Origin of the sequence: Acinetobacter nectaris CIP 110549, from assembly GCF_000488215.1 — a bacterium.
Lineage (GTDB): Bacteria > Pseudomonadota > Gammaproteobacteria > Pseudomonadales > Moraxellaceae > Acinetobacter > Acinetobacter nectaris.
This window is the reverse complement of record NZ_KI530712.1, coordinates 1,053,486-1,068,038: the sequence shown is the minus strand read 5'-3', so window position 1 is coordinate 1,068,038 and position 14,553 is coordinate 1,053,486. Positions and strand designations below refer to the sequence as shown.

General features: G+C 38.0%; 10 protein-coding genes and 1 pseudogene. 9 read left to right on the top strand and 2 right to left on the bottom strand.

Annotation, left to right across the window (positions count from 1 at the left end):
* Positions 1 to 58: 58 nt before the first annotated feature.
* Complete coding sequence (locus tag P256_RS05305; RefSeq protein ID WP_023272658.1) at positions 59 to 676, bottom strand: DUF805 domain-containing protein; 618 nt, start codon at positions 674 to 676, stop codon at positions 59 to 61.
* A gap of 22 nt (positions 677 to 698) precedes the next feature.
* Positions 699 to 1,067 (bottom strand): hypothetical protein, encoded by a 369-nt coding sequence (locus P256_RS05300; RefSeq protein WP_023272657.1) that lies wholly within the window; start codon positions 1,065 to 1,067, stop codon positions 699 to 701.
* A gap of 550 nt (positions 1,068 to 1,617) precedes the next feature.
* Between P256_RS05300 and P256_RS05295 the strand changes: the two genes are divergently transcribed.
* The 9 genes and pseudogenes from P256_RS05295 to P256_RS05255 all read left to right on the top strand — a co-directional run bounded on the left by P256_RS05295 (position 1,618) and on the right by P256_RS05255 (position 14,545).
* Positions 1,618 to 1,908 carry a hypothetical protein gene (locus P256_RS05295; RefSeq protein WP_023272656.1) on the top strand — a complete coding sequence of 97 codons (291 nt, stop codon included), beginning with the start codon at positions 1,618 to 1,620 and terminating at the stop codon, positions 1,906 to 1,908.
* A gap of 12 nt (positions 1,909 to 1,920) precedes the next feature.
* On the top strand, positions 1,921 to 2,955 hold the full coding sequence (locus P256_RS05290) for a DUF932 domain-containing protein (RefSeq protein ID WP_023272655.1): 1,035 nt from the start codon (positions 1,921 to 1,923) through the stop codon (positions 2,953 to 2,955).
* Positions 2,956 to 3,050: 95 nt separating this feature from the next.
* Positions 3,051 to 4,091 carry a YqaJ viral recombinase family nuclease gene (locus P256_RS05285; RefSeq protein WP_023272654.1) on the top strand — a complete coding sequence of 347 codons (1,041 nt, stop codon included), beginning with the start codon at positions 3,051 to 3,053 and terminating at the stop codon, positions 4,089 to 4,091.
* Between the two features lie 128 nt (positions 4,092 to 4,219).
* A pseudogene (locus P256_RS05280) lies at positions 4,220 to 4,954 on the top strand (recombination directionality factor); the annotation flags it as partial.
* A gap of 233 nt (positions 4,955 to 5,187) precedes the next feature.
* Complete coding sequence (locus P256_RS05275; protein ID WP_023272652.1) at positions 5,188 to 5,415, top strand: helix-turn-helix transcriptional regulator; 228 nt, start codon at positions 5,188 to 5,190, stop codon at positions 5,413 to 5,415.
* 142 nt (positions 5,416 to 5,557) lie between these two features.
* Complete coding sequence (locus P256_RS05270; protein ID WP_023272651.1) at positions 5,558 to 7,837, top strand: type I restriction-modification system subunit M; 2,280 nt, start codon at positions 5,558 to 5,560, stop codon at positions 7,835 to 7,837.
* Positions 7,838 to 7,848: 11 nt separating this feature from the next.
* On the top strand, positions 7,849 to 9,228 hold the full coding sequence (locus P256_RS05265) for a restriction endonuclease subunit S (protein ID WP_081401738.1): 1,380 nt from the start codon (positions 7,849 to 7,851) through the stop codon (positions 9,226 to 9,228).
* Positions 9,225 to 12,476, top strand: coding sequence for a type I restriction endonuclease subunit R (locus P256_RS05260; RefSeq protein ID WP_023272649.1), 3,252 nt, complete (start codon positions 9,225 to 9,227; stop codon positions 12,474 to 12,476). Before P256_RS05265 ends, P256_RS05260 begins: the two co-directional genes overlap by 4 nt.
* 86 nt (positions 12,477 to 12,562) lie before the next feature.
* A complete protein-coding gene (locus P256_RS05255; protein WP_023272648.1) occupies positions 12,563 to 14,545 on the top strand; it encodes an McrB family protein in 1,983 nt (660 codons plus the stop codon).
* The last annotated feature ends 8 nt before the right edge of the window (positions 14,546 to 14,553 follow it).

Sequence of the window (14,553 nt, the reverse complement as noted above, 5' to 3'; positions counted from 1 at the left end):
GTTCTTGGATGAAGACATGGAAAGATATCCTTATCATTCCATGCTTGATTACTTGGGCTTATTGTGAAGGTGGCCCATAGAGGTTTTCTTCAGGTGAGCCTTTTGAAACGGCCCAATAGAGTATGACTATACTTCCAACCAATGGAATTGCAGCAATGAGTACCCACCATCCTGAGCGATTAATGTCATGTAAGCGTCGAACAGTAACAGTGATCAGGGGGGGAATGAAAATAACAAAGGCAATCGTAGAAAGTGTGTCATTAGCAGTACTCATGATCAACATGATTAATGTGGCACATAGTTGAAAGTACCAGTATTCAGAACGTGCAGCACGGCCTTTAATATCAACATACTTTTTAAAGCAAGTCATGACTGACTTTTGATATTCATCCAGAATCGCTTGAAATTTATTTGTCTCAGCCTGTGCAGTATCTTTTGTTTGACCATTTGATTCTGTCTGTGGATTTTTGATTGGTGTACTTGTACTTGGCGTCACAACAAAGTAAATGTTGATTGCGTTACCTGTCTGTTCATCAACCTCAAAATCAACATGTTGCCCACGTTTAGGGTGGAGTTGTTCCTTCCATTGATCACCTGTGAAGTGATATCGTTTTTCATCTAGGGTAATGATCCCTTTGTTGCTTTGTACCGAGAAATCTAAAACTGTACCTTTCATTATCATTTATCCATTCTTATTGTTAAAAATTAAAGGTGTAGCTACCTTGATCTGTATCTACAACGACTTCTTTTACTTGCGTGTCTTGGCAATTTAAGCTAGCTCTTCTTGATTGACCAAACTTGAGATTAGAGCTCCTGTTGTTTCCATACCAATAATAAATTGCACAATTACCGCGATTAATGGATACATGAAAGATAGAAACATGATCTACGACGGATTGAATGTTGAGATAGCTAACGTATGGAAAAGGGTAGTATTCATTGGGTGCTTCTTCGGTACTAAAGCTGAGTTCGACGGGGGCTTTATCTGAAGCAGATGAATCATTGTCATCGTTGCTACATGCACTCAGTGCAAAGAGTACACATAGACTTAAAACTATTTTAGTCATGGGTTATCCCTACCTTAAACGGCAGTTGTATTTGATTGTTGTATGTTTCAGAGATGAGAAATCAGTACGGCTTCAAGGCAGAGATAATGATTCTAAGTTGTTGGGTATGGGAATAAGCGTGATAGATGTTTGCATGAGATTTGATCCTGTATGTTGATTCAAATTCTGCCGATCACTGCTAAATGATATGGTGGCAGAACGAAAGAGGGTTAGCAGACTGGACATACAGAAACCAGCACGCACGAAGGCGTCCCCCTCCCGTTCTACCGCAAAGAGGGACGAGAAGGTTTTCGCACAAGTGTGATACTCAGGAGTACTTTCACCTGATGCGCTGTATGATCGGTCTGCTAAAACCGTCTGGCAATGTAGGCCAGCGAGCTAATGATAATCTGAGCAGTTTTAATCGTCAATTCAGATGTGCGCTATTTCAGGTTATGTATTGCTTTTGGACGAATTAAAAAATATTTCAGATATATATCATCTAGATGAGAAACATCTTTTCTTTGTTGGAGAGATGACCATTCTATATATGATCTAGAGGTTTTTTATTATGAGTATTTATTGTCCTTATTGTGATTCCACCCATGTGAGTCGTGCAGTACAACCGACAGCATCAGAGCAACACAATACATCATCTCTTTCTTCAACAGCTTCTTTTGCCACCATTGGTGCATCTTTATCGAAGACAGTACCATTAGGGATTTCTCCTTTATTTGGCGGTATTGCAGGTGCAGTTGTAGGAAGTGTACTTGGTGGTGTGTTTAGTGACCCTCAGCCTAAAAGACAAGCAAGACCTGTGCAATGTTTTCAATGTGATGATTGCGGTCACTATTTTTATTAAGGAGCAATGAAAATGGCACATCAAGTTGAAAGCATGGCATATGTTGGTGATACACCTTGGCATGGTTTAGGTGAGCAATTAATGCCTAAGCAACCGATTGAAGTTTGGGCAAAGCAAGCAGGGATGGATTGGCGTATTGAGTCATCCAATGTCAGTTACTTTGCTGAGAATGATAAAGCACAGCAAATCATTCTTCCTTATGAGGAGCAACGTGTACTGTATCGTTCAGACACGCATGCACCTTTGTCAGTAGTAAGCCAACGCTATAAAGAAGTTCAACCATTAGAGATTCTTGAGTTTTATCGTGATCTCACTGAGCAATCAGGTTTTGAGCTAGAAACCGCAGGTGTACTTAAAGGTGGTAAGAAGTTCTGGGCATTGGCACGTACAGGACAAACAACCGCTTTAAAAGGTAAAGATGTCAGCAATGGCTATATTTTATTGGCAACCGCATGTGATGGGACATTAGCGACGACAGCTCAATTTACATCTATTCGTGTGGTATGTAATAACACTTTAGCCATCGCCCTTAAGGGTGCAACCGCCAATGCAGGGATGGTGAAAGTCCCTCACAGTACGCATTTTGATGCGGAGAAAGTGAAACAGCAATTGGGGGTTTCAGTTCGTGCATGGGATGAACACATGTATGAGATGAAACAATTGTCTCAGCGTAAAGTTACACAGCAAGAAGCATCCAATTACTTGAATGCGGTGTTTAACAATACCTCGATGGTCTCTCCTGAAGACAATCTGATTCAGTTCTATCGTCATGTTGCTGAACAAAACCAAGCAAACCAAGATGCCAAAGCAGAACCCAATGGTCGTGCGATGAGTAAAGCCATGGAGATGTTTAATGGGCAGGGGCGAGGAGCAACACTCTCTTCAGCCAAAGATACTGCTTATGGTTTGCTCTGTTCCATGACCGAGTTTGTTGATCATGAACGACGTGCCATGAGTAATGACCATCGTTTAGATTCTGCATGGTTTGGAGCAGGAGCGAATCTAAAGCAACGTGCGCTTGAACAAGCAAGAGCATTTGTTGCTTAGTTAGCAAAATTTATCTATCGCACTAAAGCAAAAAAGCCATGTCCCTTTCGGGACATGGCTTTTTTTATGCCATATTTTATTCTACTGAGGTCAATATGAACCAACCTATGATTACACCACAACCAAGCCCATATCTGCCTAAACCACTATCTTCAAAACCAGTCACTCCGAAACGTGTTGCGAATACCAAAGGCATGGATTATAGCAAATGGCTAGAAGTTAGACGCCAAGGCATTGGCAGTAGTGATGCTGCCGCTGCATGTGGACTCAACCCATATATGAGTATGCTTGAACTCTGGATGTTGAAAACAGGCAGAACACCTTCTAGTCCACAACATGAAGCAAGCAATGGCAACAATCCTTTATATTGGGGGCATCAGCTTGAACCACTGATTGCAGATTTCTATCAACAATATACAGGGCATAAAGTCAGACGAGTCAATGCAGTCTTACAACATCCTGATGAAGATAAGTCGTTTATGTTAGCCAATCTAGATTATGCCGTGACAGGTGCAGAAGACATTCAAATCTTAGAATGTAAAACCGCAGGGCAGTATGGTAGTCGGTTATGGAAGGATGGTGTGCCACTGTATGTACTTTGCCAAGTACAACATCAATTGGCAGTGACAGGTAAACAAGCTGCCCATGTCTGTGTACTACTATGTGGTCATGAAACACAAATCTTTAAGGTCACACGTAATGAACAAGTCATTCAAGTCCTAATTCAGTCAGAGCGTTACTTCTGGCAATGTGTAACAGATGATCGACCGCCTGAACCCGATGCATCAAAGTCAGCAGCCAGTGCCATTCAACAACTGTATCCGAAACATGAACCTTTAGAGAGTGAAGACTTTAAAGAAGATGGTTCAGCGAATAGCTTATTCGATGATCTCTTGCTTGAGAAAGAAAAGGTTGAAACACATCAGAAGCAATTTGAGTTGTTAAAACAGCACATTCAAATGCGCATGAAGCATGCAGAAAAAGCTATCTTTCAACGAGGCATGGTGACGTGGAAAGCATCGAAAGATCGAGTGAGCTTAGACAGTAAGAAGCTCCTTAAAGCACAGCCTGAACTGTTAGAACAATATGGAGAGGTGAAAGAAGGCAGTCGTCGTTTTCAAATATATACTGACTAGATCAATACAGATGCTAGATGCTAAAAGCCTAAGTAGAGTAAAACGCAATCCATAGCATAAACAAATCCATCCCACTGCCAACGCAGTGGGATTTTTTTATAACTAAAGAAAAGATAAAGGTGATTTAGATGATGAAAGGTTTATTAATCACACCGCCAGTGTTAGGCAGAATTAGCATTGGTCGTGTTGTTGAAAAGAATGGTAAACGTCAACCTGAAAAAGATGATCAGTTCACCATTACCAGTCAAATTCAAAATAAGGAGGGGTGGGTAAAGCATCCCTTAGATGACAAGTTAAGAGCGGATAATGGCGATGCCAAATTACGTCAGATTCCAGTGCGGATGATCTTTAATGATCCTGAACTGAACTTACGTGCGGAATATAGCTTGTTTGACCGACAAACAGGTCGTCCGATTTGTGTAGGTAATGGTGAGGTATGTCATCGCATGACACAGCAAGGCATAGAAAAGCAAGTCTGTCCAACACCACATTTATGTCCAATGGGGCAAAATGGTGCATGTAAACCGTATGGTCGTTTGTATGTGAACTTAGATGAAAGTGATGAACTGGGTACATTTGTATTTAGAACCACAGGATTTAATAGCATTCGTACACTTGCAGCACGGCTTGCTTATTACCAAGCAGCCTCAAAAGACTGTTTGTCATGTTTACCATTGCAATTGGTGCTGAGAGGCAAAAGCACAACGCAGAGCTATCGTACCCCAATTTATTATGTCGATTTAACTTTGCCTGAAGGGGTGTCTTTACAAGATGCGATTCAACAGGCGAAAGAGTTAGATCAGAAAGCGAAAGAGAGTGGCTTTGACCAAGGCAAACTCGATACTGTAGCGAAGTTGGGTTATCAAGCAGTATTTTTTGATTTGGAAGAAGCAGAAGAAGAGGTCATAGATGCAAGTGAAGATGCTCATCCATTAAAAGAACAGAAGATGGATGTCATGGATTTACAACATGGTTTGAAATCATCGGTTCAGTCGGTGAGTTGAAGTAGGAGGGTTATGGCTCGAATGGGTAGAAAAATAAGGCGTTGCCCTATCATTTGAGCGTAATCCGACGCTCCGTAAAATGGAGAAGAAGCATGACGACATTTGTAGGGCAAACTTTTCAGATCAATCAATTAATCAACATTAAACAGGTTGTTGAAATTGTTGGTGTAAGTCGTTCAACGATTTATGAGATGATGGATGAGGACTCTCAATATTATGATTCAACATTTCCTAAAAAAGTAACGATTACATCTAAACGTATTGGTTGGTCAGCTTGGGAGATTCATCAGTGGATTGAAAAGAAGTTGGCAAACCGATAATAGTAGGGAGCGAAAGCTCCCTTATTTTTGCTCGATAATATTGAGAAAGGCAATGACGAGGCTAGTAAAATCTAAGCTAAGTCGGCACAATTAACGTTATATTTTTTTCAGTATTAAGCTGTAAAGCAAGTGGTATATTTTAATGACAAATAACAATTTCTCTCAAGTGGCAGCTTTCATTTGGTCTGTCGCAGATTTACTACGTGGTGACTTTAGACAATCGCAATACGGACGTGTAATCTTACCATTCACTTTGTTACGTCGTTTAGAATGCGTACTTAAGCCAAGTAAGGACAAAGTGCTTGAAGCGTATGAAAAAGTGAAAGATATGCCTTTGCCATCCGAAGCAAAAGAAAAAATGTTGTTGCAGTCCACAGATGGTTTATCTTTTTTTAATAGCTCAGCACTTGATTTAAATAAGTTAGGAAAAAAAGATATTCGAGCGAATCTAAGTAACTATATTCAGCATTTTTCAAAAGATGCCCGTGAAATTTTTGAATATTTTAAATTTGATACATTTATAGACTTATTAGACGACGCAAACCTACTTTATAAAGTTATACAAAAATTTGCGAATACCGACTTAAGCCCACAAAGTATTTCTAACCATGATATGGGCTTAATATTTGAAGAATTGATTCGTCGCTTTGCTGAAAGTTCTAATGAAACAGCAGGGGAACACTTTACACCACGAGATATTGTAAGACTTACTACAGGACTTATTTTTAGCCAAGATGATGAGGTTTTAAATAAAGATGGCGTGATACGAACCATTTATGACCCAACCGCAGGAACTGGAGGCTTTTTATCTTCGGGGACGGAATATGTGCATGAACACAATCCTGAAGCGGTGATGCGTGTGTTTGGGCAGGAGTTAAATCCAGAATCCTATGCTATTTGTAAAGCCGATATGCTCATTAAAGGTCAGGATGTACGCCGTATTAAATTGGGAAACACCTTATCTAATGACCAACTGGCGTATGAAAAGTTTGATTATATGTTGTCTAATCCGCCATTTGGTGTGGACTGGAAAAAGATTGAACAAGACATCAAAGACGAGCATGAACAAAAAGGCTTTGAAGGACGTTTTGGTGCAGGATTACCGCGCGTGTCAGATGGTTCATTATTATTTTTAATGCATTTGATCAGCAAAATGCGTCAACCTGAGGCAGGGAATGACCAAGGTAGCCGTATTGGAATTATTTTAAATGGTTCACCTTTATTTACAGGCAGTGCGGGTAGTGGTGAAAGTGAAATTCGTCGTTATATTTTAGAAGCCGATTTGCTCGAAGCGATTATTGCCCTGCCTACAGATATGTTTTATAACACTGGCATAGCAACCTATATTTGGGTACTCAGCAACAAAAAAGAGCTTAAACGTAAAGGTAAAGTGCATCTAATTAATGCCACAAATCTTAGTTCAAAAATGCGTAAATCGCTTGGTTCTAAACGTAATTATTTAACAGATGCAGAAATACGAACCATCACTCAAAATTATGGTGATTTTGAAATTGTGGATACACTCACTTTAGATGGCGAAAGTGAACAGCAAAAACCATTCTCAAGTAAAATTTTTAATAGTTATGAATTTGGCTATCGTCGTGTAACTATTGAACGTCCATTACGTTTATCGGCACAGCTTAGCAATGAACGTATTGCAAGCTTACGTTTTGCACCAAAGCCTTTTAATGCAGTCATGCAAAATGTATATGAAACTTATGGTAAATCTTGGATAGAAACAAGCTATGGTCAGTTCAGTGAAGACCAAAAAATTGAAATTCGCGCACTCATTAAAGCAGAATTTAGCGAACTAAAAGAAAAAGATATTAAAATGGTACTTGAGCCAAAACTTTGGTTAGACCAACGGACGCTTTTACGCAAAGCAGAAGCCTTACAAACCAACATGGGTATAGCACAAAGTGATGATTTTAATACCTTTGATGAGCAACTTAAACAGGCTTTAAAAGACTGCAATGAAAAACTCGAAACCAAAGAGAAAAAACAGTTTTTAGATGCTGTGACTTGGAAAAATCAAGATGCAGAACCTGTGGTTAAAAAAGTGATAAAAAGTGCCACAAACCCGCTATATGGTCAGTTTAGTTACAAAGGTAACGTGGTTGAATTTGTGCAAGATGGTGATTTGCGCGATGCAGAGAATATTGCCCTAGACCCAAGCCAAACGACGATAGATTTAATCGAATCTTATTTTAAACGTGAAGTACAACCGCATGTGCCTGATGCGTGGATTAATGCAGATAAGCGTGATGCCCAAGATGGCGAGATAGGTATAGTGGGTTATGAAATTCCGTTTAACCGCCATTTTTATGTGTATGAACCACCACGAGATTTAAGCGAAATTGATGCCGATTTAGATAAGATTAGCCGTGAAATTATGGCACTTCTTCAAGAGGTGCATTCTTAATGGTTAATAAAATGGCGAAGTATCAGAAATATGCAGAGTATAAAGATTCGGGTGTGGAGTGGTTGGGGAAAATACCGAGTCATTGGAATTCAAAATCTTTGAAGTATTTATGCACTTACAATGATGATGTTCTATCTGAGACTATATCTAAGGACACGGAAATACAATATGTTGATATTGGCAGTGTGTCGGCAGTATACGGTATTTCACATATCGAAACCATGACATTTAATGATGCACCATCTAGAGCTAGGCGTATTGTAAAAGATGGTGATGTTATTGTATCAACTGTTCGCACCTACTTAGAAGCAATTGCACCAATTGAAAATCCACCTAAAAATCTTATTGTTTCAACAGGTTTTAGCGTTATTCGACCGAGTCAGTATCTGAATAAGTGTTTTGCAGCCTACTGTTTGAAGGCGAAGGGTTTTATCAAAGAAGTTGTAGCTCGCTCTGTGGGAGTAAGCTATCCTGCTATTAACTCATCTGAGTTAGTAAATATTATTATTCCAAGTGTTCCATATTTAGAACAAACCCAAATCGCCAACTTCCTCGACCACGAAACTGCAAAAATTGACACGCTCATAGCTAAACAAGAAAAGCTGATTGAACTGCTCAAAGAAAAACGCCAAGCAGTGATTAGTCATGCGGTGACTAAAGGCTTAAACCCTAATGTGAAAATGAAAGCTTCAGGCATTGAATGGTTAGGGGATGTGCCTGAGCACTGGAGTGTAACAAAAATTGGATTTCATACATTAAAAATTGGTAGTGGTAAAACTCCTAAAGGTGGAGCTGAAATATATCAAGATCAAGGAATCTTATTTATAAGAAGTCAAAATATTTACAATGATGGGTTAAGAATTGACATTTCAGAAAATACTTATATTTCAGAAGCTATTCATGACGATATGTCAAACTCTAAGGTCTATTCAGGAGACATTCTACTGAATATCACAGGTGGATCGATTGGGCGTAGTAGCTTAGTTCCTGATGAATTTCCCGAAGCAAATGTGAATCAGCATGTATGTATTATTAGAGTACGTAATTACTTACAAGATTTTTTGGCTTTGGTAATCCAATCAGATCTTATTCAAGCGCAAATTCAATCAATTCAAACGGGTGGTAATAGAGAAGGGCTAAACTTTGAGCAAATATCAAATTTTTACTTTGCTTTACCATCAATTGAAGAACAAGAGTTACTCTTTAAGTATATTCAATGTAAGGTATTTGAATATAGAGAACTAGAAGCTAAAGCGAATACTGCAATCCAACTCATGCAAGAACGCCGTACTGCCCTCATCTCAGCAGCCGTCACAGGAAAAATAGACGTTCGCCATTGGAAAAATCCAAATAAAAATAATAATCAAGAAAATATGGAGTGCAGCACATGAGAGCAGATGCAACTTTAGAAAGCATTTTTCAACAAGACATTATTACGCAAATGCAGACTCACGGTTGGCATGTCGGTTCAGCACAAAACTATAACCGTGAAAAAGCGTTATACCCACAAGACGTTTTAGACTTTGTGCAAAAGACACAAGAGGCAGAATGGCAGAAGTTTAAAACAATTTTTCCAACTGATACTGAACGTCATTTTCTAGACACCGTTGTAGCCCAACTCAAAAAAGCCAATAGCAATGCCACCGATATAGAATCTCGTAGTTATGGTACATTAGGCGTATTACGGCATGGGCTGAAAACACGAGGTACACGGTTTTCATTTTGCCAGTTTAAACCTGAGCATGGCTTAAACCCTGAACTGTATGAAAATTATAAACAAAATATTTGCCGTGTAGTGCCCGAAGTGGTCTATAGCCCACACGCAACGAAAGCAGAACTTGAAGCCACAGGCAAACAAGCCAAAAAATGGCGTATAGATTTAGTCTTATTTATTAATGGTTTTCCTGTAGCAACTTTAGAGCTTAAGTCCGAATTTAAACAAGCTGTGCAAAATGCCATGGCACAGTATAAAAAAACACGTTTACCGAAAGACCCCGAAACCAACAAACCAGAACCACTTTTAACTTTTAAGCGTGGGGCATTGGTACACTTTGCCGTAAGCCAGTATGACGTATATATGGCAACCCATTTAAATGGTGACGACACTTACTTTTTACCTTTTAATAAAGGTACTAAAGAACAAGGTGCAGGTAATGATGTACCCGAAGATATAAATGAGTACGCAACAGGCTATTTGTGGAATGAGGTGCTAACACCCGACAGCTTATTAAATATTATTGGCAACTTTATTCATTTACAGATAGAAGAAAAGGAAGACTGGGAGGGACGAAAATACAAAAAAGAAAGTCTAATTTTTCCACGCTATCATCAATGGAAAGTAGTGACCAAATTGGTTGAAGACTCTTTAACAGAAGGTACAGGACAAAAATACTTAATTCAGCACAGTGCAGGTTCGGGTAAATCAAACTCGATTGCATGGACAGCACATCAGCTCTCTAGTTTGTATGATGCAAGCCACAAAAAGATGTTTGATTCAGTGATCGTTGTGACTGATAGAACGGTTTTAGATGATCAGTTACAAGACACCATTTATCAGTTTGAACATGCGAGTGGTGTGGTTGGGAGAATCAACAATAAAGAAGGTGATGGTTCTAAGTCTGAAAAGTTAGCCAAAGCCTTAGAAATGGCACAGCCAATTATTATTGTGACTATTCAAACCTTTCCTTATGTTCTACGTGCGATTGAAAACAGCAGTCGTTTAAAAGAACGTCATTATGCAGTTATTGCGGATGAAGCACATTCTTCACAAAGTGGCTCAACAGCACGACAGCTTAAAGAAACGTTGATGTTAGATGAGCGAAATGAAGATGATGAACTGAGTGCAGAAGATGTGATTGATTCTGTCATGGCTTCACGTAAAGGTAGTCAGAATTTAAGCTTTTATGCCTTTACAGCAACGCCAAAAGATAAAACGTTACAGCTATTTGGACGTTTACCAAATCCTACATTGCCAGCATCTAAGACCAATAAGCCCGAAGCGTATCATGTGTATTCCATGCGCCAAGCGATTGAAGAAGGTTTTATTTTAGATGTGCTTAAAAACTATACCAACTATAAAGTGATTTATAAGCTCAAACAGAAAGTTGAAGAAAAAGATGATCAGGTTGATGCTAAAAAGGCCAAGATAAAGCTGAATCAATGGGTACGCTTACATGACCATAATATCTCACAAAAAGTCCGTATCATTATTGAGCATTTTAAAAAGAATGTAATGGGCTTACTGGGCGGTCAGGCGAAAGCAATGGTTGTGACTAGCTCACGTAAAGAGGCTGTACGCTATAAACAAGCCTTTGATAAATATGTAACAGAGCAAAATTATGCCAACATTCAAGCAATGGTCGCTTTTTCAGGTGAAGTGAAATTTACAGAGCATGATGCCGATAGCACGCATTTGATGGGACACAAGTTTACTGAAAGTAATACGAACCCAAACTTGAAAGGGCGTGACATGCGAAAATCATTTAACAGCGATGATTTTCAAGTCATGATTGTTGCTAATAAATTTCAAACTGGTTTTGACCAACCTAAGCTTTGTGCAATGTATGTCGATAAAAAATTGGGTGGTGTGGAGTGCGTGCAAACATTATCGCGTTTAAACCGTACTTATCCTGGTAAAGCAGAATCGGGTACATTTGTATTAGATTTTTTTAATGAACCTGAAGAAATTTTGAATGCGTTCCAACCTTACTACCAAACAGCAGAACTCGCAGATGTATCTAATCCAGATATTGTATATGACTTGGCTGAAAAGCTAAAAGCTGCACATATTTTCTTAATGGCTGAGGTCGAACAATTTGTTGAAGCTTTTTATCGTAAAAATAAATCGAGTGCGGCACTTTCTAATATTTGTAAACCAGCTAAGCAACGTTGGCAACAGCGTTATAAACAAGCACTTGATGACTATAAGGTGACTAAAGAACGTTTGGAAATTGCCAAAAGAACAGAGGAACCTGTACTGATTGCGAATGCTGAAAAAGAGTTTTCTGAAGCAAAGAAAGCACGAGAAACGCTCGAGATTTTTAGAAAAGACTTAGGTAGCTTTACTCGTTTTTATGAGTTTATGTCACAGATTGTGGAATATAACGATAAAGAGTTAGAGAAAATGAGTTTGTTTGCTCGTAGCTTACGCCCTTTGTTACGTGAGCAAGGAACAGATGAAGAAGAGATTGATTTGAGTAACGTATCAATGAGTCATTATCGTCTTTCAAAAATTCGTCAACAAGATATTCAACTCAAAACCAATAGTACTGAGCATAAGATAGAGCCAGCTAATGATGTTGGGTCTGCAAAGGCGAAAGATAAGACAGAAGACTTTTTATCGGTGATTTTACAGCGTGTAAATGATGTGTTTATTACTGACAAGCTGACAGATCAGGACATGATTAATTATGTCCACACTGTAGCAGGTAAAATGTCTGAAAATGCCAGAATGATGAAACAAATCAAAGAGAACCCACGACAATTGGCTATGTTGGGTGAGTTTGATGATGCTTTAGGAAATGCAGTATTTGATAGTAATACAGCACATACAGAGCAAATGACACAATTGATTAGCGATCCTGCCAAGATGAAGCAGTTTGCAAATATTATTTATGATGTATTGCTGAGTAAAGGTTAACTTGCTTACAAGTTTAAATAAGATTTGAAAGGTTTAAGCTAAAAATAGCTACTTTAATAAGTGGAATTTGTACAGGGTGTTGAGTAGTGAGCGAACAAGAAATTCAAAATTTGTGGGATCAGTTTTTAAATGTTTGGTCTATAGAAAATGTTCAAAAAATGACGTTAGAACAATACATTCAAGTTGGTAGTAAAGATACGTTTACATACTGGTTAGAACATATGACTCGTCCAATTGCAGATATACGAGGCGGAGATGCCTCTAAATTTGGCATATTTCATAGACGTGATCAACAAGATAAAGAAAATGGACGTGGCCGTATATATGATAATGAATATTGTTGGTTTCAAAAGTTTGGTAATACTAAGGAAGAGGCATTTAAAACAATAAAACATAATATTTTGAATGTTATTAATGCTGTTACCAACAATGATCTTGAAGAAATACTCAACATTCCAGTAAGTGAAATGTTTAAATGGAAAATTGCTTTTTTATATCAGAATCAGCGAACCCCTCAAATTATCTCAATTTTTTCAAAAGAAATGTTGGATTTTTTAACAGAAGATAAAAATTTAAATCGGGTTGAATCATATCAGTACCTTTTAAAAAATAAAGGTGAGCAATCTATATTAAGTTATGGTTGTCAATTGGTAAATGAGTATTTAAAGGCTAATCCTAAGCAGAGTTCCTTAACACCGAGTGACGGAGACGAAGTGTTAAATCAGAGTGAATTTGTGCCAGTTATAAAAAAAAATGAGAATATAATGAATCAAGCATTAAACCGTATTTTATTTGGTGCTGCGGGTACAGGAAAAACGTTTCATACCATTAACCATGCTTTGTCAATTATAGAGAATAAAACACTTGAGGCATTAGGTGGTGAAGACCGTGAAGAGTTAAAGAAACGTTTTGACCATTATAAAGATCAAGGCCAAATTAAGTTTGTTACATTTCATCAAAGTTTTAGTTATGAAGACTTTGTGGAAGGTATTCGGGCTGAAACAGATGATGAAGGAAACTTAACTTATGATGTTCAAGCAGGAGTTTTTAAAGAGATTTGTAGTGATGCTCAAATAGAAGTTACTTCAAAAAATATTGGAGCGAATGTACCAACAGAATTCAGTATAAATAGTGCAATTGACAATTTAATTGAGAAGGCAAAGCATACTGAACAAAGTTTTTATACAAAGCGTAATGCAGAAATTAAAGTAACAAGTAATCAATCAGGTACTTTATTTGCTCTGACCTCTAAAGATACAACTATTCCATTATCAATAAAGCATATTAGGGATTATTTAAAGACTGGACAAGATAATATTATTAATAATAGGGCTTATGAATGGGCTATAGCAAATTCATTGCGTTCAGTCATTGAATATGAGGAAATCAGCCCCGATTTAAACTCTAGACCTTATGTCTTAATCATTGATGAAATTAACCGTGGAAACATTTCTCGTATTTTTGGCGAGCTCATTACTTTAATTGAAGATTCAAAGCGTCAAGGTGCTCAAGAAGCATTATCGGCGACTTTACCCTATTCAAAAGAAGAATTTAGCGTACCAAATAACGTTTATATTATTGGAACAATGAATAGTTCTGACCATTCTTTAACAGGTTTAGATATTGCACTACGCCGCCGTTTTACTTTTATTGAAATGCCACCTAAACCAGAGTTATTAAATGGCGTGAGTGTTGATGGTGTAGATATTCAACAGTTACTGACAGTTATGAATCAAAGGATTGAATTCTTACTTGATCGGGATCATTGTTTGGGTCATGCTAACTTTATGTTATTAAAAGAACAGCCTACTTTAAATAATCTAGCAGATATTTTTAAGCAGAAGATTATTCCACAACTACAAGAGTATTTCTTCGATGATTGGGCAAAAATCAATTTAGTTTTAAATGGCAATGATATGCTTCAGTCAAAAACTATAGAAAAATCGGTAATATTTCCAAATGCAGATGTGGAAGAGCTAGGTTACTTTGAAGATAAGAAAACTTGGGAATTGGCACCAACTTCATTTGAATCTATTGAAAGTTTTGCAAAAATTATTCGACACGCATAGGGGGTATT